This is a genomic window from Nocardioides dokdonensis FR1436 (assembly GCF_001653335.1).
Classification (GTDB): Bacteria; Actinomycetota; Actinomycetes; order Propionibacteriales; family Nocardioidaceae; genus Nocardioides; species Nocardioides dokdonensis.
Genome location: NZ_CP015079.1, coordinates 3725314 through 3752067, shown reverse-complemented (window position 1 = coordinate 3752067; position 26754 = coordinate 3725314). Strand labels below are relative to the sequence as shown.

Annotated in this window: 26 protein-coding genes; 19 read left to right on the top strand and 7 right to left on the bottom strand. The window is 69.5% G+C overall.

What is annotated here, in order from left to right:
• The first annotated feature begins 18 nt into the window (after positions 1-18).
• Together I601_RS17740 and I601_RS17735 are read left to right on the top strand one after the other, a co-directional pair.
• Positions 19-2061, top strand: a complete 2043-nt coding sequence (locus tag I601_RS17740; protein WP_068112691.1) for an APC family permease — start codon at positions 19-21, stop codon at positions 2059-2061.
• Positions 2058-3236, top strand: coding sequence for a class I SAM-dependent RNA methyltransferase (locus I601_RS17735; RefSeq protein WP_068112687.1), 1179 nt, complete (start codon positions 2058-2060; stop codon positions 3234-3236). The genes I601_RS17740 and I601_RS17735 overlap by 4 nt, the downstream gene beginning before the upstream one ends.
• 127 nt (positions 3237-3363) lie before the next feature.
• On the opposite strand, the gene I601_RS17730 is transcribed toward I601_RS17735, so the two are convergent.
• Positions 3364-4047 (bottom strand): TetR/AcrR family transcriptional regulator, encoded by a 684-nt coding sequence (locus tag I601_RS17730; RefSeq protein ID WP_068112684.1) that lies wholly within the window; start codon positions 4045-4047, stop codon positions 3364-3366.
• A 168-nt stretch (positions 4048-4215) separates the two neighbouring features.
• Between I601_RS17730 and I601_RS17725 the strand changes: the two genes are divergently transcribed.
• Positions 4216-4899: a DUF4386 domain-containing protein gene (locus tag I601_RS17725; protein ID WP_068112680.1), complete on the top strand. Its 684-nt coding sequence runs from the start codon at positions 4216-4218 to the stop codon at positions 4897-4899.
• Between the two features lie 137 nt (positions 4900-5036).
• Here the strand turns inward: I601_RS17725 and I601_RS17720 are convergent, their stop codons facing one another.
• Positions 5037-6389, bottom strand: coding sequence for a dihydrolipoyl dehydrogenase family protein (locus tag I601_RS17720; RefSeq protein WP_068112677.1), 1353 nt, complete (start codon positions 6387-6389; stop codon positions 5037-5039).
• A gap of 246 nt (positions 6390-6635) precedes the next feature.
• Positions 6636-6935, bottom strand: a complete 300-nt coding sequence (locus tag I601_RS17710) for a DF family (seleno)protein (RefSeq protein ID WP_068112670.1) — start codon at positions 6933-6935, stop codon at positions 6636-6638.
• A 55-nt stretch (positions 6936-6990) separates the two neighbouring features.
• Here I601_RS17710 and I601_RS17705 point away from each other — a divergent pair, with 55 nt between their 5' ends.
• The 3 genes from I601_RS17705 to I601_RS17695 all read left to right on the top strand — a co-directional run bounded on the left by I601_RS17705 (position 6991) and on the right by I601_RS17695 (position 9812).
• Positions 6991-7392: a heavy metal-responsive transcriptional regulator gene (locus I601_RS17705; RefSeq protein WP_068112667.1), complete on the top strand. Its 402-nt coding sequence runs from the start codon at positions 6991-6993 to the stop codon at positions 7390-7392.
• A 292-nt stretch (positions 7393-7684) separates the two neighbouring features.
• On the top strand, positions 7685-8473 hold the full coding sequence (locus tag I601_RS17700) for a class I SAM-dependent DNA methyltransferase (RefSeq protein WP_068112665.1): 789 nt from the start codon (positions 7685-7687) through the stop codon (positions 8471-8473).
• A 79-nt stretch (positions 8474-8552) separates the two neighbouring features.
• Complete coding sequence (locus I601_RS17695; protein ID WP_068112662.1) at positions 8553-9812, top strand: HNH endonuclease signature motif containing protein; 1260 nt, start codon at positions 8553-8555, stop codon at positions 9810-9812.
• 138 nt (positions 9813-9950) lie between these two features.
• Here the strand turns inward: I601_RS17695 and I601_RS17690 are convergent, their stop codons facing one another.
• Positions 9951-11186 carry an ArsO family NAD(P)H-dependent flavin-containing monooxygenase gene (locus I601_RS17690; protein WP_237089456.1) on the bottom strand — a complete coding sequence of 412 codons (1236 nt, stop codon included), beginning with the start codon at positions 11184-11186 and terminating at the stop codon, positions 9951-9953.
• Between the two features lie 4 nt (positions 11187-11190).
• Between I601_RS17690 and I601_RS17685 the strand changes: the two genes are divergently transcribed.
• The 12 genes from I601_RS17685 to I601_RS17635 all read left to right on the top strand — a co-directional run bounded on the left by I601_RS17685 (position 11191) and on the right by I601_RS17635 (position 21943).
• Positions 11191-11631 (top strand): metalloregulator ArsR/SmtB family transcription factor, encoded by a 441-nt coding sequence (locus I601_RS17685; RefSeq protein ID WP_335582173.1) that lies wholly within the window; start codon positions 11191-11193, stop codon positions 11629-11631.
• Complete coding sequence (arsB, locus tag I601_RS17680; protein WP_068112652.1) at positions 11628-12743, top strand: ACR3 family arsenite efflux transporter; 1116 nt, start codon at positions 11628-11630, stop codon at positions 12741-12743. The genes I601_RS17685 and arsB overlap by 4 nt, the downstream gene beginning before the upstream one ends.
• A complete protein-coding gene (locus I601_RS17675) occupies positions 12740-13195 on the top strand; it encodes an arsenate-mycothiol transferase ArsC (protein ID WP_068112650.1) in 456 nt (151 codons plus the stop codon). Before arsB ends, I601_RS17675 begins: the two co-directional genes overlap by 4 nt.
• Positions 13196-13414: 219 nt before the next feature.
• Positions 13415-16225: an aconitate hydratase gene (locus tag I601_RS17670; RefSeq protein ID WP_068112647.1), complete on the top strand. Its 2811-nt coding sequence runs from the start codon at positions 13415-13417 to the stop codon at positions 16223-16225.
• Between the two features lie 35 nt (positions 16226-16260).
• Entirely contained in the window at positions 16261-16953 is a 693-nt protein-coding gene (locus I601_RS17665) for a sulfite exporter TauE/SafE family protein (RefSeq protein WP_237089455.1), read from the top strand.
• Positions 16954-17058: 105 nt separating this feature from the next.
• Positions 17059-18387, top strand: coding sequence for a hypothetical protein (locus I601_RS21765; protein ID WP_068112644.1), 1329 nt, complete (start codon positions 17059-17061; stop codon positions 18385-18387).
• Entirely contained in the window at positions 18374-18877 is a 504-nt protein-coding gene (locus I601_RS17655) for a SigE family RNA polymerase sigma factor (protein WP_068112641.1), read from the top strand. Before I601_RS21765 ends, I601_RS17655 begins: the two co-directional genes overlap by 14 nt.
• Before the next feature lie 86 nt (positions 18878-18963).
• Positions 18964-20322 (top strand): hypothetical protein, encoded by a 1359-nt coding sequence (locus tag I601_RS17650; RefSeq protein WP_068112638.1) that lies wholly within the window; start codon positions 18964-18966, stop codon positions 20320-20322.
• A complete protein-coding gene (locus I601_RS17645) occupies positions 20309-20827 on the top strand; it encodes a SigE family RNA polymerase sigma factor (protein WP_068112635.1) in 519 nt (172 codons plus the stop codon). Before I601_RS17650 ends, I601_RS17645 begins: the two co-directional genes overlap by 14 nt.
• 17 nt (positions 20828-20844) lie before the next feature.
• On the top strand, positions 20845-20991 hold the full coding sequence (locus I601_RS20910; protein ID WP_084527780.1) for a thiamine-binding protein: 147 nt from the start codon (positions 20845-20847) through the stop codon (positions 20989-20991).
• A 30-nt stretch (positions 20992-21021) separates the two neighbouring features.
• The gene (locus tag I601_RS17640) at positions 21022-21339 is read left to right on the top strand and encodes a thiamine-binding protein (protein WP_068112632.1); all 318 of its coding nucleotides are present in this window, start codon (positions 21022-21024) and stop codon (positions 21337-21339) included.
• A 37-nt stretch (positions 21340-21376) separates the two neighbouring features.
• Positions 21377-21943 (top strand): UvrB/UvrC motif-containing protein, encoded by a 567-nt coding sequence (locus I601_RS17635; RefSeq protein WP_169834722.1) that lies wholly within the window; start codon positions 21377-21379, stop codon positions 21941-21943.
• Positions 21944-22007: 64 nt separating this feature from the next.
• Here the strand turns inward: I601_RS17635 and I601_RS17630 are convergent, their stop codons facing one another.
• Positions 22008-24971, bottom strand: a complete 2964-nt coding sequence (locus I601_RS17630) for an Eco57I restriction-modification methylase domain-containing protein (RefSeq protein ID WP_068112625.1) — start codon at positions 24969-24971, stop codon at positions 22008-22010.
• 82 nt (positions 24972-25053) lie between these two features.
• On the bottom strand, positions 25054-25512 hold the full coding sequence (locus tag I601_RS17625; RefSeq protein WP_068112622.1) for a hypothetical protein: 459 nt from the start codon (positions 25510-25512) through the stop codon (positions 25054-25056).
• 214 nt (positions 25513-25726) lie between these two features.
• Here I601_RS17625 and I601_RS21235 point away from each other — a divergent pair, with 214 nt between their 5' ends.
• A complete protein-coding gene (locus I601_RS21235; protein ID WP_157520275.1) occupies positions 25727-26242 on the top strand; it encodes a hypothetical protein in 516 nt (171 codons plus the stop codon).
• A 216-nt stretch (positions 26243-26458) separates the two neighbouring features.
• On the opposite strand, the gene I601_RS17615 is transcribed toward I601_RS21235, so the two are convergent.
• A complete protein-coding gene (locus I601_RS17615) occupies positions 26459-26731 on the bottom strand; it encodes a hypothetical protein (RefSeq protein WP_068112616.1) in 273 nt (90 codons plus the stop codon).
• Positions 26732-26754 lie beyond the last annotated feature (23 nt).

Sequence of the window (26754 nt, the reverse complement as noted above, 5' to 3'; positions counted from 1 at the left end):
GCCGTAGCCTTCCCGCTCGTGAGTGTCGGAGATGTCTCCAAAAGGATCCTGCTGGGGCGCAAGCTGCGCAGCTCCCAGCTGGGGGAGACCCTGCTCCCCAAGCGCATCGCGCTGCCGGTCTTCGCCTCCGACGCGCTCTCCTCGGTGGCCTACGCCCCCGACGAGGTCTTCATCATGCTGTCGCTGGCCGGCGCGTCGGCCTACGTGTGGTCGTGGAAGGTCGCGCTGGCCGTCGCGGTCGTGATGGCTGCGGTGATCGCCTCCTACCGCCAGACCGTGCACGCCTACCCGTCCGGCGGCGGCGACTACGAGGTCGCCAAGGTCAACCTCGGCGAGCGCGCCGGTGCCACCGTGGCCAGTGCGCTGCTCGTCGACTACGTCCTGACCGTCGCGGTCTCCATCTCCGCCGGCGCCCAGTACGCCGCGTCCGCGCTGCCGACGCTCAGCGGCCACGAGCCGATCTTCGCGTGCGCCCTGGTCGTGCTGCTGATGGCGATGAACCTGCGGGGCATCCGCGAGTCGGGCGGCTTCTTCGCGGTGCCGACGTACGCCTTCATGGTGGCGATCGGGACGATGGTCGTCTGGGGGGCGTGGCAGTGGTGGACCGGTGACCTGCAGGCCGCCGAGAGCGCCGACATCACGATCACGCCCGCGACCGGCTTCGAGGAGCCGCTGACCACCATCGGCCTGCTGTTCCTGCTGGCCCGTGCCTTCTCCTCCGGCGCGGCCGCGCTCACCGGCGTCGAGGCGATCTCCAACGGGGTGCCGGCCTTCCGCCGGCCCAAGAGCCGCAACGCGGCCACCACGCTGGCGCTGCTGGGCGGGATCGCGATCACGATGATGATCACCGTCATCCTCCTGGCCCGCGAGGTCGGCGTGCGCCTGGTCGACCCCGACGAGTTCGACCGGCTCTCGCGGGGCGGACAGCCGTTGCCGGCCGACTACGACCAGCACACGGTGATCTCGCAGATCGCCGAGTCGGTCTTCCACGGCTTCCCGCCGGGCTTCTACTTCACGGTCACCGTCACCGGGATCATCCTGGTCCTGGCGGCCAACACCGCCTTCAACGGCTTCCCGGTGCTGGGCTCGATCCTCGCCCAGGACGGCCTCGCCCCTCGGGCGCTCGGTTCGCGGGGCGACCGGCTGGCCTACTCCAACGGCATCGTGTTCCTGGCCGCCATGGCGATCGTGCTGATCCTGGCGTTCGACGCCGAGCCCACCCGCCTGATCCAGCTCTACATCGTCGGGGTCTTCGTCTCGTTCAACCTCAGCCAGCTCGGGATGATCCGGCACTGGACCCGGGGGCTGCTGACCGAGCAGGACCCGGGCGAGCGCCGCCGGATGGTCCGCTCCCGGGTGATCAACACCGTGGGCCTGTTCTTCACCGCCGTCGTCCTGGTCATCGTCCTGATCACCAAGTTCCTCGCCGGCGCGTGGATCACCATCCTGGCGATGGGCACCTTCTACGTGCTGATGCGCGCGATCCGCAAGCACTACGAGATGGTGAGCGACGAGCTGGCCGCCGACGAGGAGGACCGCGTGATGCCCACGCGGGTGCACGCCATCGTCCTGGTCTCCAAGCTGCACAAGCCGACGCTGCGGGCGCTGGCCTTCGCCCAGGCCACCCGGCCCAACACCCTCGAGGGCGTCTACGTCGCCACCGACGCGGGCGCCACCTCGCTGCTGATGAAGGAGTGGGACGAGCGGCACCTGGACGTCCCGCTCAAGGTCCTGCACTCGCCCTACCGCGAGCTGGTGCGACCGATCGTCGAGTACGCCACCGAGATCCGCCGGGCCAACCCGCGCGGCGTGGTCGCGGTCTACATCCCCGAGTACGTCGTGGGCCGGTGGTGGGAGCAGCTGCTGCACAACCAGACCGCGCTGCGGCTCAAGGGCAGGCTCCTCTTCACGCCGGGGGTGATGGTCACCTCGGTGCCCTACCAGCTGCAGTCCTCCCAGATCGCCCGCGACCGGGTGCGCCGCGACGAGTTCCGGGTCCGTCCCGGCGACCTGCGCAGCGGCCGGGTCGACCCACGCAGCAAGAAGGGCAGACGACGATGAGCCGACACCCACGGGCCCGCCAGCAGCGCGGCCGCTCCCGCGTCGGGGAACGCTTCGAGGTCGAGGTCGGCCCCGTCGCGCACGGCGGCCACTGCGTGGCCCGGGTCCCGACCAGCACCGCTCCCGACGCCCCGCTGCGGGTGGTCTTCGTGCGCCACGTCGTCCCCGGTGAGCGGGTCGTGCTCGAGGTCACCGAGGGCACCGACGGGGACCGCTTCTGGCGCGCCGACGCGGTCGAGGTCCTCGAGCCCTCGCCCGAGCGGGTCGAGCCGCCCTGCCCCTTCGCCGGCCCCGGGCTGTGCGGGGGCTGCGACTTCCAGCACGTCTCGGTGGACCACCAGCGGGCGCTGAAGACCGCGGTCGTGCGCGAGCAGCTCTCCCGGCTGGCCGGCATCGAGAGCGACGTCGAGGTCGAGGCCGTGGCCGGCGACCTGCCCGAGCAGCTCGCCGGCCTGCGCTGGCGCACCCGGATGCAGTACGTCGACCTGGGGGACGGGCGGCGGGGGATGCGCAAGCACCGCTCCCGCGCGGCGGTCGAGATCGACGACTGCCGCATCGCCCACCCGGACGCCCGGGAGCCCGAGCCGGGCTCGGTGGAGGAGACCGTCGCTGTCGGTGGGGCGGAGCACCGCTTCGCGGTCGCGACCGACGGCTTCTGGCAGGTGCACCCCGGGGCGCCCGCGACGCTGGTCGCGACGGTCCTGGAGATGCTCGAGGTGCAGCCGGGGGAGACGGTGCTCGACCTCTACTCCGGGGTGGGGCTCTTCGCCCGGTTCCTCGCCGACGAGGTCGGCCCCGCGGGCCGGGTCGTCTCCGTCGAGGGCGACCGCACCGCCAGCCTGCACGCGCGCACCAACCTCGCCGGCGCCCCCGGCCGCGTCGAGACCGCCTGCGGCGACGTGGCCACCGTGCTGGGTTCGGCGTACGACGAGCCGTTCGACCTGGTGGTCCTCGACCCGCCCCGCGAGGGTGCCAAGCGGGCGGTGATCGACGCGGTCGTCGACCGCGCGCCGCGCCGGATCGCCTACGTGGCCTGTGACCCCGCGGCGCTGGGGCGCGACCTCTCCCTGCTCGCCGAGCACGGCTACCGGCTGAGCGCGCTGCGCGCCTTCGACCTGTTCCCGATGACGCACCACGTCGAGTGCGTGGCGCTGGTGGAGAAGACCGGCCGCTGACCTGCGGTGACGCTCTTCAAGAGTCGAGGCTGTCACCTGTTCGTGCAGACCCGCGGAGCCCCCCGTCGCGGCCCTTGGGCTCGGCCTGAGCTTGTCGGTCCTCGCGTCGAGGTGGTCGGCGGTCTGATCAGGACGCGCGTCCGCGGTCCGCCACAGCCAGTTGCTGGGCGAGGCCGTCCAGGACGAGGTCGAGCCCGACTTCGAACTCGTCGCCGAAGTCGTAGCCGGGTTGGAGTGCGTGCTCGATGGTGAACTCGCGGAAGTACGGCAGCTGGCCTTCCGGCAGTGCAGCCACGATCTGGTTCGCGAGCTCGGCGAGGTCCTGGCCGGGCTGGAACGGCATGCTCACCTCCTGGATCAGGAAGCCGTACAGGTGGGCGTCGAGGACGGCGAACGCGTGACCGGTCAGGGTCAGTGAGAAGCCTGCTTCGCGTAGGCAGCCGATGACGGCGTCGTGGTGGAGAAGGGTCTCGTAGCCGGCGTTGCGGCGGGAGTCCATCAGTCCGACGGCCCACGGGTGCCGCTTGAGCGCGTCGCGGGCGGTCACGGCACGTCGCCGCACCTCGCTGCGCCACTCGGCTCCGGGAACGGGAGCGTAGAACTCGGCGAACACGGCGTCGACCATGCCGTCGAGCAGCTCCTCCTTGTTGGCGACGTGGTTGTACAGCGACATCGGCATGACCCCGAGCTGCCGCGCCACCGAGCGCATGGACAGCGCTGCGAGGTCATGGGCATCGGCCAGATCGATGGCCGCCGCGACGATTCCTGAGCGGGTGAGCCGTTCCGCGCCCGAGCGTGGTCTGCCTGCCATTCGCGTCTCCTCCGTGACCGGCCTACGCCGGCCGTTGACAAAACATACACCGTACTTTTACGGTGATCTTAATAACATACAGCGTACATAAAGGAGCGTCATGCGAGCCGTCCACCAACACCGCTGCAGCGGCAGCGAGCAGCTGTCCCTGACCGACGCGGAGGAGTCATGACAGAACAGGTGAGGACGGCTCGAGTTGCCGGCGCCTGGTACCTGGGCCTGGCCGTCACTGGGATGCTCGGGTTCTTGCTGGTCCGCCCCGCGATCCATGTGGAGGGAGACACAGCAGCCACGCTGGCGAACCTGCAGGACAAGGAGGCGCTGGCCCATCTGGGCGTCATGCTGGAGATGGGCATCGTCGTCACCCAGGCACTGGCCGCGATCTGGTTCTACAAGTTGTTCCGCGAGGTGCGCAACGTCGCCGGGGTCTCGATCGCGGCGTTCGGGCTCGTGAATGCGGTGGCCATCATGGCCAGTGCCGTCTTCCTGGCCACGGCGGTCACCGTCGCCCAGGACGCCTCCCTTGCGCCAGCCGGCGACGCAGCCGCGACGGTGGCTGTGCTCTATCAGCTCAGCACCGACGCCTGGGGTGTCGGCGCCCTGTTCTTCGGCCTGTGGCTCATCCCGATGGGATGGGCAGCGATCGTCACGGACCGCTTTCCCAGAGCACTGGGGTGGCTCCTGGTCGTCAGTGGCGTCGGCTACCTGCTCAGCAGCATCGTCGACTACGGCCTGGCCAGCCCGCCGAGCCTGCTGGTCGACGGGCTCGCCCTCCCCGCGACGATCGGTGAGTTCTGGATGATCGGGTACCTCCTGCTGCGCGGTATCCGGCCAGGGCCGACTGCGGCCTGAAGGCCCCCCGCGGAATAGGCCCCGGAGCCCACTGCGCTCAATGATCGACGTCTTCCCGATGACCCACCACGTCGGGTGCGTGGCGCTGGTGGAGAGCCGGTCGCTGCCCTGAGGCGACGTGGCTCGCGGTCAGGCGTCTAGAGCATCGAGCCCAGGTCGGACCCCACGGTGGGATAGGCCGCGGTGGCGGACTTGAGCTGTCGGGTGGTCAGCCCGAGCTTGATGGCCAGGCCGAGGGTGTTGACCAGCTCGCCGTACTCGGGTCCGAGGAGGTGGGCGCCAACGACCTGGTCGGTGGACCGGTCGATGAGGACCTTCGCGGCTGCGGTGGTCTCCCCGACGCGATAGTTGGCGTACCAGCCGCTGGTGTCGGAGTAGCGCACGGCCAGGTCCATCCCGGTTGCGCGGGCCTCGGACTCGAGCATGCCGACACGGGCGAGCTCGGGGATGGTGAAGACGGCTGTGGGGATGCCGGCGTAGTCCGGGCTCGTGGTGCTGCCCTTGATCATGTTCGACGCGGCGACCTTCGCCTCCAGGACCGCCACCGGGGTCAACGGCATGCCGTCGGTGTCGGCGGAGTCCCCGGCGGCCCAGATCGCTGGGTTGGTGGTGCTCTGCAGGTGCGTACTGACGTGGATGCCGTGCTCGTCGAACGCGACGCCCGCGGCCTCCAGGCCCAGGTCGGCGAGCTCCGCGACCCGGCCCGCGCCGTGGACCACGAGGTCGGTCTCGATCGTCTCGCGGGAGCCGGCGTGCTCGAGCGTGACCAGGTAGCCACCTTCGGACGGCGCCACGTCGACGATGGTGGTGGTGCGGCGCAGGTCGATGCCCACCTGCCGGCCACGGTCGACCAGGAGCTCGACGAGGTCGGGGTCGAAGCCCTTCAACGGACGCTCGCCCCGGTCGACGATGACCGGTGAGCTGCCGGCGCGGGCGGCGATGTGGGCGAACTCGAAGGAGATGAACCCGCCTCCGACGAACAGGATCCGGGACGGGAGCTCCGTGAGATCCAGGAAGTCGGTGCTGTCGACCAGGTGCTCGTGGCCGGGGAACTCCAGGGGCCGGGGGCGCGCGCCGGCGGCGACCAGGAAGCGGTCCGCGTCGTACGAGGTCCCGTCGATCTCCAGCTGCTGGGGACCGGTGAACGTGGCGTGGCCGTGGAGGGTGGTGACACCGTTGCCGGACAGACCGTCCTCCATGCTCTGGGGGACCGGGTCGGTGAAGCCGTGCTTGTGCTTCATCAGGTCGGCCCAGTTGATCGAGAGGTCCGCGTCGTCGATGCCCTTGCCGCGCATCAACCGGGCGCTGTCGATGATCTCCGCCCCTCGGCGCAGGATCTTCTTCGGGTCGCAGCCCCGCAACGCGCAGGTGCCGCCGTAGGGGAGCGCGTCGACGATGGCGACCTGCCACCCCTGGGCTGCGCACTTGTTCGCGGCCGCGACACCGGCCATGCCGGCGCCGACGACGATCAGGTCGAAGTGTTGGCTCATCGGTGGTTCTCCTTCTCAATGGCGGAGTCGCCTGGTTGTGGGCGGGCCTGGTCGTCTCGTCGGCCTCGGAGGATCCGAGCCGATCCGAGGGCCGCCAGCACGAGCCCGAGCCCGAGGAGGACCCAGCTCTGCAGGGACCATCCGGCGATCGCGCCCGCGACCCCCAGGGAGAGCAGTACCGGGAGGCCGCAGCACAGCCCGAGGGCTCCGGCGATCGCGGCGATCGGTCCGATGGTCGCGACCCGGTCACGCATCGGCGAGGACCGCCCGCAGCTGGTCGAGGCTCGGTGAGCCCTGGTACCCGTCGGGGGTGTCGTACCTGCGGCAGGAGAGGCCGACCTCGGAGCCGGGCTCGGCGAAGACGTCCTCGCCGTCGACCTGGATGCTGGGTGAGCCGTGGAACCCGGTGCGCTCAGCCTCCTCCGGAGTCTCGACGAGGTGGCGGGTGACGTGGATGTCGGGCCGCTCAGCGGCGAGCGCGGTGAGTCGTTCGTCCGCGACCTTCCAGTTCGGGCAGTCCTCGAAGTAGAGCAGCGTGATGTCCATGTCCGCGACGCTAGACCTTGATCCGCGGTGCAAGGTCAAGACGTAGGGTGAGGGCATGCGCATCGGAGAGGTGGCCGACGTGGCGGGCGTCCCGACGCAGACCATCCGCTTCTACGAGCGCCGGGGTCTGCTTCCCGAACCGCGCCGGGGAGCCAATGGATATCGAGAGTACGACGCCTCGGTGCTGACTCGGCTCGCGTTCATCCGCAGCGGACAGGCAGCCGGGCTCACCCTCGTCGAGCTGGCCAGCATCCTCGACCTGCGCCGCGACGGCGCAGTGCCGTGCGCGCACGTGCACTCCCTGCTCCTGGCCAAGCTGGAGGACATCCGGGCCCGACAACGTGAGCTCGCCGCACTCGAGGTGGAGCTCGAAGGCCTCATCGACCGCAGTGCCCGACTCGATCCCGCCGACTGCTCCGACGCCGAGATCTGCCACATCATCGCGGTGGAGGCCTGACGGCGGCGGGGGCGCCCGCCGCGGCGGGGGTACCTTCGATGGGATGAGGCGCAGTGCAGTCGTCGTTCTCACGCTCTACCTCGGCGCAGCAGTCGCGACACGGGCCGCCGAGGCGGCCGGGTTGCAGCGCTGCCACTGCTCGTCCACGTGCTGGTGTCGCCGCCCCCTTCTCAGCGCATTCCGCTGGGTGGCGCCTGTGGCGCACCGATAGCCTCACCAGGCGGTGTCTCGGAGGCCATGGGGATGAGGGCCGCCCGGCCACAGGTGCGGAACGGGGTGGAGAGGTGCGCGCATGAGCGAGCAGTTCTACTCGGATGCGAGGTTGTACGACCGGCTGTTCCCCGGAGGCGCACAGGCCGTCGACTTCTACAGGGCCGAGGCGGATCGGCAGGGCGGGTACGTCCTGGAGCTCGGGTGCGGCACCGGGCACAAGCTGATCCCGATCGCGTCCGACGGACACCCGTGCATGGGCTTGGAGCTCTCGCCGGACATGCTTGCCGAGGCTGAACGCAAGGCGGGCGAGCGCGGCGTGGAGCTGGCGTGGGTGCAGGGCGACATGCGCGAGTTCGACCTGGGCCGGACGTTCGACCTCGTCATCATCGCCGGCAACTCGCTGCTGCACCTGCACGAGGCTGATGACCTGGTGTCCTGCTTCCGGGCGGTGCGGAGGCACCTGGCGCCGGGAGCGCGGCTCGTCTTCGACGTGTTCAACCCGAGCGTGCGCATGCTCGCCCAGGCCGACGGCGTCAGACGCAGGCGCGACGCGTTGTCGTTCGTGGATCCCGATCGTGGCGTGGTGCACGTCGATGTCGCGGAGACGTACGACGCGGCCGCGCAGGTGACGCGCGGGAGGTGGTACTTCTCCACCGAATCGGAGGCCGACTTCGCTGTCGCGCCGCTCGAGATCAGAAGCATCTTCCCCCAGGAGCTGCCGCTGCTGCTCTCGCTCGGCGGCCTCCGGGTTGTTGAATGCTGGGGCGACTGGTCCCGCGCGCCCTTCACCGCAGACGCGCCCCTCCAGCTGTACGTCTGCGAGTCTGGACAAACCGAAGACCGGTCGAGTGACTGGTTGAAGAAGTGATCGAGAAAAGTTTCGCGGAGCCTGTGGAAAACCCCTTCTGACCTGCTTCTTTGTCGGTGGCGCCTGGGAGACTTTGTCCATGGCCACCCTCACCGCGCACCCCATCGACGGGGCCGTCGCGCGGGTGCACTCGGTGCTGGACGAGGTGGCTGAGGCGCCGGTCTGGTCGATGGGCCAGGAGGTGACCGCGCGGGTGCTGGTGGAGATCGCGCGGGCTGAGGCGCGGCTGGTCGAGCTGCGCTCGCGGGCGCTGTCCCAGGCGGAGTCGGTGGCGGTGCAGGAGCGGAATGCGTCGCCGTCGTTGGCGGTGTGGCACGCGAACGCGACCAGGTCGACCAAGCGGGAGTCGTTCCGTGAGGTCCGGCTCGCCGAAGGTCTCGCACGGCACGAGTTGGTGCGGGAGGCGCTGGGTCGCGGCGACGTCAATGCGGAGCAGGCGGTCGTGATCACCGCGGCGCTCGAGGTGCTGCCCGAGGACCTCGGGCCGGGTGTGTTGGCGCAGGCGGAGAAGACGCTGGTGGCCTACGCCGAGGTGCACGACGCCAAGGCGTTGAAGATCCTGGGGCGGCGCATCCTCGACGTCGTCGCGCCCGAGGTGGCGGAGGTGTGGGAGGCCGAGCGGCTGGCGCGCGAGGAGCGGGAGGCGGAGAAGGCTGCGGTGTTCCGGATCCGCGAGGACGGCCACGGCCGGTACCGGGGCACGTTCACGGTGCCGCTGCTGGTGGGGCAGATGTTGGAGAAGGCGGTGCTGGCGTACGCCGCCCCGAGGCACCAGATCGCCAACCGCGCAAGCACTGGTGCCGAGACACCCGAGGGTTCTCGTCGTCGCCCGTCGGCGGTGCGGCTGGGGGAGGCGTTCGTGGAGCTCATCGAGCGCCTCGACCCGACGGCGCTGCCGAAGGCGGGCGGAGTGAACGCCACGGTCGTGGTCACGATGACGCTCGAGAGCCTCACCGGTGGGCTCGCTACGGCGGCGCTCGACACCGGCGGCTGCGTCAGCGCCGGCACCGCCCGTCGCTTGGCGTGCGAGGCGGGGATCGTGCCCGTCGTGCTCGGCGGCAGGAGCCAACCGCTGGACGTCGGCCGCAGCCGCCGGTTCTTCACCTACGCCCAACGCCTCGCGCTGCTCGTGCGCGACCGGGGCTGCACCGCTGTCGGCTGTGAGGCACCACCGGCGATGTGCCACGCCCATCACGACGACCCCTGGGCGGACCACGGTGAGACGGCGGTGGAGCGGGGACGGTTGCTCTGCCCCTTCCACCACCGTCGCATCCACGACCCCGACTACGAGACAACCGTCGGTTCCGACAACGAGGTCCGGTTCCACCGACGAACCTAGAAGCAGCCGCGCAGCGGTGTACCGAGCCGGCGAGCCCTCGCCACCGTGACGGCGTGCCGGAGCACTTCGTGATCGCCCGCAACACCGAGCCGGGTTCGATGCTGCCGTACCTGCTCCGCGTGCCGCTCGGGTGTCGCGCTACCCGACCAGCGCCGCTACCGTGGATGCCGTGCTCTTGGCAGAGGCTCCGACACCGGCCAGGGTCGAGGACGCCGGGCCCGTCCAGTCCCCGTAGCCGACCAGGTGCAGCCGCGGCTCCTCGAGCGCCTGGGTGCCAGACTCCCCGCCGACAGGGATGCGACCCTCGCTGGTGCGGAGCCGTAGCGGGTGCAGGTGACGCAGTGCGGGACGGAACCCGGTGCACCAGATCACGGCGTCGCACCTCCGGGTCTCCCCGTCGGCCCAGGTGACGCCGTCTGCTGTCAGCCGGCTGAACATCGGCTCCGCCCGCAGGACGCCGCGGTCACGGGCGTCCTTCACGCTCGCGACCATGACGATGTCCCCGAGGCCCGCGACGCCGGCGTGGTCACGTCCCTCCTCGAGCGCCTTGATGCGTGCTCGGGCGGTGGCGAACAGCACCCTTCCGTCCACGTCATCTGCGAGGAACCGCGGCTGCCTGGTCGTGACCCACGTGGCCGTGGCGACCCTCGAGACCTCGGCGAGGATCTGCGCCGCGGAGTTGCCGCCACCCACGACGACCACGCTCTGCCCCGCGAACTCCTCCGGCACCCGGTAGTCGGCGGCGTGCAGCTGCCGGCCGGTGAAGTCGCCCATCCCCGGGTGACTCGGCCAGAAGGGCCGTTCCCACGTGCCGGTCGCGGACACCACACTGCGCGCGGCGAGCGTGAGGTCGTCCGCCTCCACGACCAGTCGTCCGTGCGGGTCGGTGTCGGCGCGCCGTACCGAGGTCACCCGGTGCGGCCGCAGCACCTGCAGGTCGTAGCGCTCCTCGTAGTGCGTCAGGTAGTCGACGACGTGGTCCCGCGGGGGGAACCCCCGGGTGGCGTCGTCCCACGACGGCATCATCCAGCCTGGCAACGACGAGAACGTCGCCGGTGAGAACAGCCGCAGACCGTCCCAGGTGCGCGGCCAGGCGCCACCCGGCCGGTCGGCGGCATCCACGATGACGAAGTCGTGCCCGGGGACCAGGCCGGCACGGCGGAGGTAGAACCCGGTCGCCAGGCCCGCCTGCCCACCGCCGACCACGACGACGTCCACCTCGCGCGCTGCCGCGGGGTCCGCGTCCGCGCCTGGGCGGGCGCCGTGGGCGAGCACTTCGTCGTTGATGCGGTGGCTCCTTCGTCGGGCTGCTCCGCCCATCATCGGTCTACGCGCACCCGCGGGGGAGACCGCGTCACGAGCGTGGGTGATCATGTCGATGAGCGTCAATGTGGCGCGCCGCATCAACATCTGTCAATATCGACTCATGTCGAAGTCCTCCGCAGGCTCTCACCTGCTGCCCATGACCGACGGGCTCGCCTGCTGCGTGCCGCTGGCGCGAGAACCCATCAGCGCCGACCAGGCCGACGGCGTCGTCCCGATGTTGAAGGCGATCGCCGACCCCGCCCGCCTGCGGCTCCTGTCGCTGGTCCTCTCCCACGAGGGCAGCGAGGCGTGCGTGTGCGACCTGCTCCCGCACTTCGACCTCTCCCAGCCCACGGTCAGCCACCACCTCAAGGTGCTGCACGAGGCCGGGCTGCTGGACCGCGAGAAGCGCGGCACGTGGGTCTACTACATCGCCCGCCCCGAGGCGATGGCAGCCCTCGGCAGCCTGTTCACCGCCACCCCCACGAAGACCCTGGAAGGGGCCTCCGCATGAGCGACACCGTCCACGACACCGCCTCGGGCGCATCCACCGACCCGGTCCTGCAGCGCCTGTCCACCCTCGACCGGTTCCTGCCGGTGTGGATCGGCGTCGCCATGGCCGTCGGGCTGCTCCTGGGTCGCCTGGTGGACGGCCTGGACGACGCGCTGGCCAGGGTCGAGGTCGGGTCGGTGTCCCTGCCGATCGCGATCGGGCTGCTCATCATGATGTACCCGGTCCTGGCCAAGGTCCGCTACGACGAGCTCGGCCACGTCACCAGCGACACCCGGATGCTCGTCACCTCCATCGCCCTGAACTGGGTGCTCGGGCCCGCGCTGATGTTCGCCCTCGCGTGGCTGCTGCTGCCCGACCTGCCCGAGTACCGCACCGGGCTCATCATCGTCGGACTGGCCCGCTGCATCGCGATGGTGCTGATCTGGAACGACCTCGCCTGCGGCGACCGCGAGGCGGCGGCCATCCTCGTCGCCATCAACGCCGTGTTCCAGATCTTCGCGTTCGCCTTCCTCGGCTACTTCTACCTCGAGGTCCTGCCCGGCTGGCTCGGCCTCGACCAGTCCGCGCTCGACGTGTCGGTGTGGAGCATCGCCAAGTCCGTCCTGGTCTTCCTCGGCATCCCGCTCCTGGCCGGGTTCCTCACCCGCACCCTCGGCGAGCGGGCGAAGGGCCGCGACTGGTACGAGTCGACGTTCCTGCCCAAGATCGGGCCGACCGCCCTGTACGGCCTGCTGTTCACCATCGTGCTGCTCTTCGCCCTCCAGGGCGACACGATCACCACCCAGCCGCTCGACGTGGCCAGGATCGCGGTCCCGCTGGTCATCTACTTCGCGCTCATGTGGGGCGGCTCCATGCTGCTCACCCGGGCGCTCGGCTTCGACTACCAGCGCGCCACCGCCGTCTCCTTCACTGCGGCGGGCAACAACTTCGAGCTCGCCATCGCCGTGGCCATCGGCGTCTTCGGCGTCACCTCCGGCCAGGCCCTGGCAGGGGTCGTCGGCCCGCTCATCGAGGTGCCCGCCCTGATCGCGCTGGTCTCCGTCAGCCTCTGGGCGCGCAAGTTCTACCGCCAACGCACCACCCCCACCGACAGCGCAGGAGCGACCCGATGACCAGCACCGACCAGACGCAGACGCCCCCGCAGGTCGTGTTCGCCTGCGTCCGCAACGGCGGTCGCTCCGTCATCAGCCGGGTCCTGGCCGAGCACTATGCCGGCGGTCGTGTGGTCGCCCGGTCGGCAGGCACCCAGCCCGGCGACCACATCCACGCCGAGGTCGCCGCCGTCCTCGAGCAGCTGGGGCTCCACACGTCGCACGAGCAGCCCACGCTGCTGACGCGCGACACCATCGCCGCGAGCACCATGGCCATCACGCTCGGCTGCGGCGAGGAGTGCCCCTACGTCCCCGGGGTGACGTACGTCGACTGGCCGGTCGCCGACCCCGGCGGCCAGGACGCGGACACCGTCCGCGAGATCATCGCCGACCTCGACTCTCGCGTGCGGGACCTGCTCGTCGCGCTCGTCCCCGACATCGAGCTCCCTCCCTCGGTGCTCGACGAGCGCTGAACGAGGGCACGTGTCGTCGTCCTCGGGGGTGGCGACGCCCATGCGCACCGCGTGGACGGGCGCTGGTGGAGACGACCCCGCGACGTCATGTATCTTGACGTCAAGAGATGTGGTCGCCGAGTAAGGGGAGCCTTCCTTTCCCCACGCCCCGGACCGGCGGCAGGATGAGGCGCAAAGCAGCGCCCGTCATCGCAGACGCGACAGAGGAGATGTTGGTCAGTGGCAAGCAAGGACAGCTTCGGTGCCAAGGGCACCCTGGACGTGGACGGCACGTCCTACGAGATCTTCCGCCTCGACGCGGTCAGCGGTGACGGGCTCGACGTCGCCAGCCTCCCGTTCAGCCTCAAGGTGCTGCTCGAGAACCTCCTGCGCACCGAGGACGGCTCGGACATCACCGCCGACGACGTCAAGGCGATCGCCGGCTGGGACGCCGACGCCGACCCGTCGCAGGAGATCCAGTTCACGCCGGCGCGCGTGATCATGCAGGACTTCACCGGCGTGCCCTGCGTGGTCGACCTGGCCACCATGCGTGAGGCGATGGCCGACCTCGGGGGAGACCCGACCAAGATCAACCCGCTCGCGCCTGCCGAGATGGTCATCGACCACTCCGTGATCGCCGACGTCTTCGGCACGCCGGAGGCCTTCGGGCGCAACGTCGAGATCGAGTACGAGCGCAACCGCGAGCGCTACCAGTTCCTGCGCTGGGGCCAGGGTGCCTTCGACGACTTCAAGGTCGTCCCCCCGGGCACCGGCATCGTGCACCAGGTCAACATCGAGCACCTGGCGCGCACCGTGTTCACCCGCGAGGTCGACGGGGTCCTGCAGGCCTACCCCGACACCTGCGTCGGCACCGACTCCCACACCACGATGGTCAACGGCATCGGCGTGGTCGGCTGGGGCGTCGGGGGGATCGAGGCCGAGGCCGCGATGCTCGGTCAGCCGGTCTCCATGCTCATCCCACGCGTGGTCGGCTTCAAGCTCAATGGCGACCTGCCCGAGGGCGCGACCGCCACCGACCTGGTGCTCACGATCACCGAGATGCTGCGCGAGCACGGCGTGGTCGGGAAGTTCGTCGAGTTCTACGGCCCCGGTGTCTCCGTCCTGCCGCTGGCCAACCGCGCCACGATCGGCAACATGAGCCCCGAGTTCGGCTCGACCATCGCGGTCTTCCCGATCGACGAGGAGACCACGAAGTACCTCGAGCTCACCGGCCGCACGCCCGAGCAGATCGCGCTCGTCGAGGCCTACGCCAAGGAGCAGGGCCTCTGGCACGACCCCGACGCCGAGCCCCGCTTCTCGGAGAAGCTCGAGCTCGACCTCGCCACCGTCGTCCCGTCGCTGGCCGGGCCCAAGCGCCCCCAGGACCGGGTCTCGCTGTCCGAGGCCAAGGAGTCCTTCCGCAGCGCGCTGGCCGACTACGCCGAGGACACCGACGCGCAGGAGACCAAGGGCTACGACGAGAACGTCGAGGAGTCCTTCCCGGCCTCCGACACCCCGCACAACGGCCACGGCGAGGCTCCGCCGAACGGCCACGTCGCCGCGGGCAGCGGTGCCGGCGGCCGTCCGCGGAACCCGGCCCAGGTGACCCTCGCCGATGGCACGTCCTTCGAGCTCGACCACGGCGCCGTCACGATCGCCGCGATCACCTCGTGCACCAACACGTCCAACCCCTCGGTGATGATCGGCGCGGCGCTGCTGGCCAAGAAGGCGGTCGAGAAGGGCCTGGAGCGCAAGCCCTGGGTCAAGACCACCCTGGCGCCCGGCTCCAAGGTCGTCTCCGACTACTACGAGAAGTCCGGCCTCACGCCGTACCTCGACAAGCTCGGCTTCAACCTCGTCGGCTACGGCTGCACGACCTGCATCGGCAACTCCGGCCCGCTCATCCCCGAGGTCAGCCAGGCCGTCAACGACAACGACCTCGCGGTCGTCTCGGTGCTCTCGGGCAACCGCAACTTCGAGGGCCGGATCAACCCGGACGTGAAGATGAACTACCTGGCCTCGCCGCCGCTGGTGGTCGCCTACGCGCTCGCCGGCTCGATGGACGTCGACCTGTTCAACGACCCGCTGGGTCAGGACACCGAGGGCAACGACGTCTACATGAAGGACATCTGGCCCACCTCGGCGGAGATCGAGGAGGTCGTCGCCAGCGCGATCACCTCCGACATGTTCGACGACGGCTACGCCGACGTCTTCGCCGGTGACGAGCAGTGGCGCTCGCTGCCCACCCCGGAGGGCAAGACCTTCGAGTGGGACGCGGAGTCCACCTACGTCCGCAAGCCTCCCTACTTCGACGGGATGCCCCAGGAGCCGGAGCCGGTCACCGACATCGACGGCGCCCGGGTGCTGCTCAAGCTCGGCGACTCGGTCACCACCGACCACATCTCGCCGGCCGGCGCCATCAAGAAGGACAGCCCGGCGGGTCACTACCTCGCCGAGCACGGCGTGGAGCAGCGCGACTTCAACTCCTACGGCTCGCGCCGCGGCAACCACGAGGTGATGATCCGCGGCACGTTCGCCAACATCCGGCTGCGCAACCAGATGGCCCCCGGCACCGAAGGTGGCTTCACCCGCTACCTCGACGGTGGCGAGGACAGCGTGACCTCGGTCTTCGAGGCCTCGGAGAAGTACATCGCCGCCGGCGTCCCGCTCGTCGTCCTGGCGGGCAAGGAGTACGGCTCCGGCTCGTCGCGCGACTGGGCCGCCAAGGGCACCGCGCTGCTGGGCGTCAAGGCCGTCATCGCCGAGTCCTACGAGCGCATCCACCGCTCCAACCTCATCGGGATGGGCGTCCTGCCCCTGCAGTACCCCGAGGGCGAGTCGGCGGAGTCGCTGGGCCTGACCGGCGAGGAGACCTTCTCGGTCTCCGGCGTCACCGAGCTCAACGACGGCACCACGCCGCGCACGGTCAAGGTCACCGCCGACGGCGTCGAGTTCGACGCCGTGGTCCGCATCGACACCCCGGGCGAGGCGAACTACTACCGCAACGGCGGCATCATGCAGTACGTGCTGCGCAACCTGCTGCGCGGCTGACCCTGCTCGGACTGAGCGCTGCTGCGCTGATCACGGTGGCCCTGGCCCTTCTGGCCGGGGCCACCGTGCAGTCGTTGGTGGGCCTGGGCCTCGGGCTGGTCAGCGCCCCGGTCATCACCCTGGTCGAGCCACGGCTGATGCCCGAGCTGATGCTCTGGCTGGCCCTCGCCCTGCCGTTCGTGACGCTGGCCCACGAGCGCGAGGACATCGACTGGCACGGCCTGGGCTGGTCGCTGCCCTCGCGGGTGCTCGGCACCGGCGTCGGGGTCGTGGCCGTCACGGCGCTGGAGCCCCGCCTGCTGGGTGTCGCCGTGGGCGTGATGGTGCTGCTGGCGGTGGCCATGACCTGGCGCACCGTCGTGCTGCCGCTCAACCGCACCTCGCTCGTGGTGGCCGGAGCCATCTCGGGGGTGAGCGGCACCGCCACCTCGATCGGCGGCCCGCCGCTGGCGCTGCTCTACCAGCACCGGCCGCCGCGCACGATCCGCACGACGCTCGCGGTCTACTTCATGGTCGGCGCCGCGCTCTCCCTCGCGGGACTGGGCCTGGCCGGCCACCTCGAGCGCGACACGTTCCTGCTGGCGCTGGCGCTGTCCCCGGTGCTCGCCGTCGGGGCCCTCCTCGGCCGCGTGCTGCGCCCCCGCCTGCCCGCCTCCCGGGTCCGGCCCGTGGTGCTGCTCGTCTGCGCGTCCTCCGCCCTGGTCCTCCTGGTCCGCAGCCTCACCTGACCCGGCGCAGATATCGCGCCCACCCGGCGCAGATGTCGGGGGCAGGACCCCTCCAGACGTCCGTCTCGTGACGTAGGTGAGGGTGAGGACCCCTGAGGAGGACCGATGAGCACGTTGCACGACCGGTTGGTCGACCTGGCCCAGGACGCACCACCAGCCCTGCCCGACCCCGCACTGTGGGACGTGGCGCGCGGTTACCACCGCCGCCGTCGGGTCGGCACCCTCGTCGCGGTCAGCGCGACGGTTCTGGTGCTGGGACTCGTCGGCGGCCTCGGCTGGCTCCGGACGGACGGCGACATCCGACCGGCCGCACCGGGGACCGCCCCTGCCCTCCCCACCCAGATCTGGGAGCCGAGCCCGTGGCTGCCCGGCACCGACGACGAGGGCCCCCTGGGACAGCTGGCCGCGCTGGTGACCGCCGAGCGCCGCGGCTGGACCGGCAGCGACCTCGGGGTGGCGGGCATCTCGGCCACGACGGGGGAGTACCGGTTCCTGGACCTACCGGATCTCGACGACGGCGGCGTCGGCGAGGTGGAGCTCGCGCCCGACGGACGCCGTGTCGCCTACTGGTACGTCGGTGAGACCAGGCAGACGCCTCAGGAGGACTCACCCGTGGTCGGCGTGGCGGTGTACGACGCCACGACCGGTGAGGTGGAGCGGATGCCGGTCGGGACCGATCACGGCCTGATGGCCGGCGAGCTGACGTGGGCCGACGACGAGCGGCTCGCCTTCGACTACGGCCAGTACTGGACCGGTTCCGACGGGCCCACGCGACGCCAGGGCGTCGGAAAGATGGCCGGTCTGTGGTTGTGGACGCCGGCGGACGGGACGGAGCCCCAGCTCCTGGGAGCGACCGGGCTCTCCGACAGCGTCGATGCCTCCTCCGGGACCGGAGTGCTGGTCCTGGACCGGAGCTCTGATCGGGCAGTGCTGGACCTCGACAGCGCCGAGCCAGCGCGGTCCTTCCTGCAGCCCGGTTCCATGGGCACGTCGTACACGGCCATCGACCCCACAGGCACCCGGATCGCCTGGCCACGCGGGAGGCGCAACCCCAACGATCTCCACGTGGGCGAGGTGCGGGAGGGCGAGACCGTGGAGTCCACGGCGGTGGAAGGCACCGAACGCACCTACGACGCGGTCGCCTGGATCGACGCCGACCACGTGGCCGCCGTCCGTCGGGACCGGGGTGCTGCCACAAGTGGATTCGCGCTGCATGCCGTCGACGTCCGCTCCGGGGAGCAGGAGGAGCTGGTCCGCTTCCCCGGCTGGGGGTACTCCGACCAGCTCGCCACCCACCTGCTGGCCACGCCGACGGTGGAGCGCCCGCACCCACCGAACCCCTGGGACCCCCGCATCCCCGCGACCTTCGCGGGCCTGGTCCTGCTGTTCGGCGCGATGCTGCTGCTGGACTGGAGGCGCCGTGTCCGACCGTGACGACCGGGTCCGCGCCCAGTTCGAGGAGTACGTCGCCGCCCGCCGCCAGGCGCTGCTGCGCACGGCGTACCTGCTGACGGGCCAGCACGCCGACGCCGAGGACCTCGTGCAGCTCGCCCTGGTCAAGGCGATGCCGCACTGGGCCAAGATCGCCCACGACCCGGAGCCCTACGTGCGCAAGGTGCTGGCGCGGGAGTCCGTGAGCCGGTGGCGACGACGGCGCTGGCGCGAGGTGAGCACCGACACCCCGCCCGAGCGCCCGACGGAGGTGGCCGACCTCACCGACCGCACCGCCGTCAGGCAGGCGCTGCTCGGGCTCGCGCCGCGGCAGCGCGCCGTGGTCGTGCTGCGCTACTTCGACGACCTCACCGAGGTCCAGACCGCGCAGGCACTGGGCATCGGCGTCGGGACCGTGAAGTCGCACTCCCGAGACGCGCTGGCCCGGCTCCGGGTGCTGCTGCCGGACGAGGTCAGCGTCCCCATCAGCTGACCCGCCGCAGATTTCCACCCGCCCGGTGCCAACCCTGCGGGCCGCTCGCGGCGTAGGAGAGGGTGAGACCCCCTGGAGGAGCACCGATGAGCGAGAGCACCGACCTGCAGCGCCGCCTGGACGCGCTGGCCGAGCGCGCCGTGCGCGAGGCCGGGCCGGCGCGCCCCGACGACGCCTGGAGCCGCGGTCGCGCCTGGCAGCGCCGCCGTCGGCACGTCACCTCGGCCGTCGTCGGCGTGGCCGTCCTGGTCGTGCTGGTGGTCGGGGCGGGCGGTTGGCGGTTGACCGCCCCCGGTCCGTCGCCGGCCCCGGCCCCCGCAGCCCCGTCCTCGGACGGTCCCCGGCTGCCCGACCGCCTCTACGAGTTCGACGGCTGGCGCCCGCGCCCTGCGGACGACCCGCCCGGCGTGCTGTCGGCGGTGCTCGGCGGCTCCCGCGAGGGCTGGTGGGGCTCCGGCGGGATGGGCATCGTGGGTGTCGCCTCGGCCAGTGGGGAGTACCGCTACCTCGCGCTGCCGGGCCGGGTCGAGGCACTGGACGTCTTCGAGAACGACGTGGCCCTCTCGGCCGACGGCCGGTGGATCGCCTACTGGCTCGGCGGCGAGCCCATCGTCAGCGCGGACGAGACGACCGACGACGAGGTCGTCGGGGTGGCCATGCAGGACCTGACGACCGGCGAGGTCGTGCGCCACGCGGTCCCGACCGAGCACGGCCTGGTGCCTGAGGAGCTGGTCTGGGCCGGGACCACGCTGTGGTTCTCGCACTTCCAGCGGACCGGGCCCGGCGAGACGAGCGGCACCGACGGGCTCACCGCCTCCTGGGAGGTCGGGGCCGAGGAGCCCCGCACCTGGGAGGGCAGGGCGATCCCCACCCTGTACGACGCCACGAGCGCCGGCGACCTGCTGGTGTCGGTCGCGGGGCGCACGGTGGAGCTGCTGCGCCCCGGCAGCCGGCAGGTCCTCGAGCTCGACACGCTCACCGAGGGTCCGGGTGTGCTCAGCCCGTCGGGCACGCGGCTGGCGGTGACGCTGGACCCCGATGGTCCTCGCCGCTCGGACACGACGGCGCGCACGGTGGCGGTCGGGGACGTGGAGGCCGGCCGGCCGGTCGAGCTGAGTCCCGTCGGGGACTCGAACGCCCACCAGGTCCTCGGGTGGCGCGACGACGACCACGTGGTCGTGGACGTCCGCGGGGACGGCCCGTCGGGGTCGGCGTACGTGAGTCTCGACGTCACCACCGGCGAGGCGACGCCGCTGGTGACCCCCGAGCCCCAGAACCTGGCGCCCGGCACGCTGGTCGCGCAGGAGGCATGGGCCGGCGAGCTCTTCGACGCCCCGGCCCCGCCGACGGCCCGCGACCCGCGCCTGGGCTGGGCCCTGCTGGTCGGCGTCCCGCTAGCCCTGCTGGCCGGACTCCTCCTGTGGAGGCGCCGTGCCCAGCCCTGAGCGCACGCCCGACACCTTCACGGCGTACGTCGTCGCGCGACGCCCGGCACTGCTGCGCACGGCGTACCTGCTGACGGGTGACCTGCACGACGCCGAGGACCTCGTGCAGCTGGCGCTGGCCAAGGTGGTGCCGCGCTGGGGGAGGATCGACGGTGACCCGGAGCCGTACGTGCGCCGGGTGCTGGTGCACGAGAACATCAGCCGGTGGCGGCGCCGCAGGTGGCGGGAGCAGAGCGCGGAGGTGCTGCCCGAGGCCACGGCCGGGCCGAGCCGGATCGACCACGAGGACGTGTGGCTGCTGCGCGACGCCCTGGCCACGCTGACCCCGAAGCAGCGCGCCGTCGTGGTCCTGCGCTACCTCGACGACCTCAGCGAGCAGCAGACGGCCGACGCCCTGGGCGTCTCGAGAGGCACCGTGAAGTCCCAGACGCACGCCGCCCTGGTGCGGTTGCGCGAGCGGCTCCCCGACCTCCGACCGGAGGGGTCTGCTGCCTCGCCCGGCTGACGGCTACCGTTCGGGGCATGATCGTGGCCTTCAGCATCTCGCCCTCATCCGCCGACGAGTCCGGGAGCGTCTCGGAGGCCGTGGCCGCTGCCGTCCGGGTGGTCAAGGAGTCCGGGCTGCCCTACGAGCTCAACTCGATGTTCACCAACGTCGAGGGCGAGTAGTTACTAGCGAACATAGGAAAGAGACTCCACATGCTCGTAGCGTTCTCCGTTGCTCCTAGCGGGACCGGCAGAGAGGACGGGTCTGTAGCGGACGCCGTCGCCGCAGCCGTCCAAGTCGTGCGCGACTCCGGACTCCCGAACCGAACCGACGCCATGTTCACGACGATCGAAGGAGACTGGGAATCGTGCCTCGACGTCGTCCGTCGAGCGACCGAAGCTGTAGCGCCGTATGGGTCCCGAGTGTCTCTCGTGCTGAAGGCCGACATACGCGCCGGACACGACGGCGAACTAGACGGCAAAGTCGAGCGCCTGGAGCGCGCGCTCGACGCTCTGCGGTCCCAGGAGTAGCCGCACAACAAACCCGCGCGCCGGTAGGGTGCCAGCCGTGCCCGACGTCGTCGCGCTTACCTCCGTTGTCTCCTCCGGACTCGTGGCTCTCGGAGGCATCGGAGCGACCGTCTGGAGCGGACGTCAGCAGCGCCAGCACGAGAAGCGCCTCGCATACGAGGGCCGCGCATGGGAGCGGAAGTCTGACGCCCTCTTCAGCGTGATCGCCTCCGCCCGCCGACTCCTCGACGTCCTGGAGGGAGACGAGCGACGCCGGGAGCGTCTCGGAGTAGACGTCGAGAGCATCCTCGACGACCTCCGGGAGTCCGGCCCGATCGTCGAGGCGTACGCCTCCGAGGCATGCCGCGCAGCGCTTCACGACCTCGCAACGTTGCTCGACGCCGCCGAGCGCGACCTCGTCGCTCCGTTCCAGGTGGCGAGGATCAGGAGGCAGAAGGAGGAAGCGATAGACGCGGGAGACTTCGAGGAGGCTGCTCGCCTCCGACACCGGGAGCGGCAAGTCTCCCGAGCCGCCGCAGAAGCGCTCAACCTCGACCAGCAAGAGGCCGCCTCGCGCGCTCGACGACTCATCGCCGCAGCACGCGACAGCGTCCAGGGAGCGTGACGAGCCGGGACAGCGAAGAGCCCCCGCCCCTCCGGGAGGACGAGGGCTCCAGGACCGCAACGACCTATTGTGCTAGGTACTCCTCGATTCGTTGGCGCTCTACTTCTGTGAGGCCGAACAGTTGCGCGACGAGGGTTTCGACCTCCGCGGCTGCATCGGCGATGAGTTTAGAAGACGCTTCCTGCTCATCGGGGAGGATGGTCGATCGAATCGTCTCGTTCTCCTCGTGGAGCACCTTGGACAACTCAACGAGCCGGTCATGCGTTGGGTCGCCCGGCAGCCTGCGAGGCACTGGCAACTTGCCCACCGTGTTGTGGAAGTACTCGTAAGTACCGCCGCCGACCAGTTTGCCCAGGAAGCGGAACCTGTAGGTGCTCACCCGTGAGTTGAGTACGGCAGCGATGTAATGGAGGTCCTCGGGGGACCCCTTGTGGTACAGCACCGTCGTGTCTGTGAGACCGACGAACGTCGCCCGGGCGTCGACGCTGAAGCGATTGCTAGATGCCCGGTACGGCACGAGGATGCGCGGCTTGTCGACGAACTCCTTGTGGAGCGGCCATGTGTAGCGCCACCACATGCAGTCCCCCCGCTGGAAGGCAGCACGCTCTTTTAGTCGGCTCTCGTGAGCCTTCAGGTGCGACTGGACAGAGTCTGGAAGACGCGCGAAGGCAGGCGCGTCCTCGAGATAGAGAACGTAGGGACCTTCGTCTGCTACCGAGTACGCACCGATGTCGCTGTTGCGGGCCCGCTTGCGCGCCAGTCGGGCGCTCTTGGCGTCGCGCAATAGACGCTCATCCGTCTTGGGAATGGTGAACGCCGTGTTGTGGCCGGTCTGCATGCCCTGTCCTACGTGAAGAACCTGACCGACTTGGTCTCCTGCGAGGTCGAGTTTCTTCAGGATCGCAGCGTCGGCAGCGTCGGCAGCGACCCAAGATGAAGAGTCGAGTTCGGCGAAGTTCTTGGTTGTGCGGATGAACAGGCTGGGCTCACGGAGATGCCCTGCGAGGTACCCCGGGGGCAGAGCCTTGTTCCTGTACCTACGGAACGTCGCTTCCTTGGCTGCACGGGACCGAGTGTACCTAACAATCGCCGTATTGATTCCTACTCCGGGGAACACTAGTGCTTCGCGAAAGTCAACGACCTCACGAAGTCGCACATTCGTCGAAAGCCAGCCCCGGAGCTTCTGTGCCTTGTCTGCTTCAAGGAAGGACCGTGACACAATAAAACCTACTTCTCCTCGGCAGATCGAGGCTGCCTTCTGCAAGAAGTAGAAAAGAATATCGGTCTTGTCTGTATGAATGTCTGAATAGTGAGACTTCATGTACGCCAGTCGGCGGTCCTTGCGACCCCAAACATTGTCAATGCTGAAATACGGCGGGTTCCCGATGACGGCGTCGAACCCGCCTGCCTCGAAAACGGCCGGAAATTCTTCATCCCAGTCGAACGGATTGTAGGTGAGTCGCTCTTCCTCCGACGCGTCCAACGTCAGCGGGAAATCGACGTCGATCAGACTGTTGCCGCATTTGATGTTCTCATGAAGGTCTGGCAGGATCCGTCCAACCGCCAACTCCATCTGCGACTGGCCCTCGATTACCTTCAGCAGAAGCGAAAGCTTGGTGACTTCGACCGCCTGTCGGTCGATATCAACTCCATAGATGTTCGCCAGAAGGATCCGCTTTCGCTCAGCCGTCTTGAGCCGAAGGCCGCCGCCTTTCGACTTTTCAAGATAGGTATTGCGATTCTTGACCTGTTGGGCGTAATACGCGGTATGCCAGTCGATGATGTATTGATAGGCCGCGATCAGGAACGAGCCAGACCCGCACGCGGGGTCGATCACCCGGATCTTGGCCACCTCGCCAGGTGTCTTTCCTCGGAGCAACGGTCCGAGCGTCTCTTCGACGATGTAATCCACAATGGGAACCGGCGTGTAGTAGACACCGCCCGCCTTACGGACCTCAGGCTTCTCGACGATGTCTGCTAGGCCCGCTTGATCCAGAACGACATGTTCGCCGAGGAACTGCTCATAAACCTTGCCGAGGATGTCCGCGGGCATGACCGAGAACTCGTACGGGTGCGGGTAATAGAGTCTGCCGATAATGAAGCGCAGTCTGTGATCGGAGACGGCTAGTGAGGGTGACAGCGAATCGGGCGTTCCATGCTGGTCGCGCGAATCGGCAAAGTGGAAGAGTCCCGAGTTGTAACGGTCGTCTGCGCGCCTGAAAAGGCCGACGAGTCGCCGGTAGACCCCGGGTGAAGGGTCATCCGCGCACGCCTTCAATTCGCCGTAGGCTTCCAGGCCACGCGCTTCCGCAATCCTAAGGAAGATGATTCGGTCGATCAGGGTTTGCACGACTTCGTTGAGTTGAATCGCGGACAGACCCCGATTGTCCCGTGCCATCTCTTTTGCGAGATAGTTGCGCCAGGATCGAATCTCTTCTAGGAATGCCTGATCGATGGTCTGCGTCCCGCGCGGCATCGGACGGTCAGCGAAATGCTTCTGAAGGGAGCCGTCTGCCACCGCTACGCGCCCAATGAGGGCAACTAGGTCGTCCCACCGCTCATCAAGCTCTTCGTAAGTGAAGTAGTGGATGCGCGCGGTCGTCGTCGAGTCGGTACTGCTCGGCTCGGCACGGCAATCGTAGATTGCCCACTCTTCGAAATCCGTGAGTACGCCGATCGGAAGGCCCGCGTTCCAGCAATACCGACGGATTTGGTAGGCAGGAGCGCGATCGGTCGAAATGTTCACGCCGGGACGCTTGGCTTCAAGGAAGAACATCCGCCGACGCTCGACTAGAAAGCCATAGTCCGGAGCTTTCCCCGCGCCGTCGATCTGGACTACATCCTCCTGGATCACCTCACGATCTGGTGCAGCCAGTCCGGTGTTCTGGGGGTCCCAGCCCAACGCAAGTAGAACGGGATTCAGAAACTCGGTGCGAACCGACATTTCTTTGAACGCAGCGCTACGAAAATGTTCCCTGTCCTGGCGGTACTTCTCGATCAAAGCCAGTACCTCGGCCGGTGCCCCCACGCGAGTTCCTTCCAGAAGATGGTCGAAGGCGCACGCTACCTCGGACCAGCGGCGCGTCGCGGGACGATCTGAGTCATTGCTCCTACGGTGCGACGCTTGGGACTCCAAGGTCGCGCCGAGCCGCCTCCGTGAAGGCGCGGATCGCGGCTTCGACTGCCTTGTAGTTGTCGTTTGACCGCTTGCCGCCCGCGTACCCGTTCAGCGTTGTGAAGACCTCCCGCGCCTTCGCCGCGGTCTCCGGCGTCCCGTACATCAAGACGTCGCTCTCTCGTGCAAGGACCGGGTCCAAAGAGTCGTAGTCGAACGGGGGAGCGTTCCCGATGCCTTGTTCCTCGTGCCACGCCCAATCCAGGGTGTTCCGGGTGACTCGGATGAACTGCTCGTACGCCTCGCGCCGGTGATCGAAGAGACGCGCGTCGCGAGCGTCCTGACGGTCCGCTGCCGCCTGCTTGCCCTCCGCGTGATTCGCGTAGAGCGCGGCCAGGGCGGGTATGACGGCACCGATCGCGACGCCGAGGAGTGCATAGCCTGCTTCGTTCATGAGGCAGACCCTACGGGCGAGATCGTCGCTATCGAGACGAGCAAACAAGGGGTAGGTCCGAGCGCCGCGAGACGGTGACCTCTACGCCCGTACACGGCGCGTGGCGCTATGCCGTCCGGTCTCGCTCCGGGAGGGGGGAGGGGGAGACCTCCCCCAGGGTGACCCGCGCCCGTTCAGCCCGCGCCGGGTCGCGCGGACCGTCATAGTTGGCGACATGGCAGAGACGACGTGCGGTTGGTGCGGTCGGGACGTGCACATGACGCAACTGCAAAGCCACCCACAGGTGAAGCGGCAGACCTTCGGGGACGGCTACGTCAGCGATGCCGCGTACCGGTGCGACAACCCGAAGTGCGGCAGGTACAGCGTGGTCAGTTGGTACACGTCATACGACCCTTCGGACTCCTACCGATCGGGCGAACCGGAGGACTACGACCGAACGGTGATCTGGTCCCCGCCTCCGACGCGCCGCCCGGAGTACCCGGACGTCCCCGACCGGATCGCAGCCGCCGCCCGAGAGGCGTGGCTCGCGCACGCCCACGGCGCGGAGGTCGCAGCGTGCGCCGTCGCGCGATCGGTCGTCGAGTCGTCAGCAAAGCGGCTCGACGTCGATGTGTTCGGCATCGAAGCAAAGGTCGACCAACTAGCCGAGAAGCGGCTCATATGGGGGACCTCGTCGAGTCCGCACACGTCGTCCGCCAGTTCGGGAACGACGCCGCCCACGGCGACTTGATCGAGCCGCCAAGCCACGACGAGACCCGCGACGTCCTCGACATCATGGACGAACTCCTCCACCAGTTGTTCACGACCCCCGAGCGCTCCAAGCGGCTCCGAGCATCACGTCAGGACCGACGCGGACGAGCGACCCCTGAGGGAGGTTCGGAGGAGAACCTCCCCCGGTAGGGGTCCGCGAGCGGGGAGGGGCGGGTCCGCTCGCGACCCCCAGGGGTCAGCGGTAGACGGGCCGCTCCGCCAGTCGCTCCGCCCGCTCCGCCGACGTCTCGCGCCAGCCGAGCCACTCCGCGCGCCGGTCACGCCGACCCGCCAGGAGAGCCGCCTCGTCCTCCGCGTGCCGATCGCAGAGGAGCCGGAGCCCGTTGTCCGCGACGACCGTCCCCGGCTCCGAGCACGGACGCCGCCCGACCGGGGACGGGACCAGGAGCCCGCCCTCGACCAGGAGCCGCGCCGGACGCGAGCCGTCGAGAGTCCAGCCGCAGAGCATCAGCCCGACCGCCTCCGCTCAGC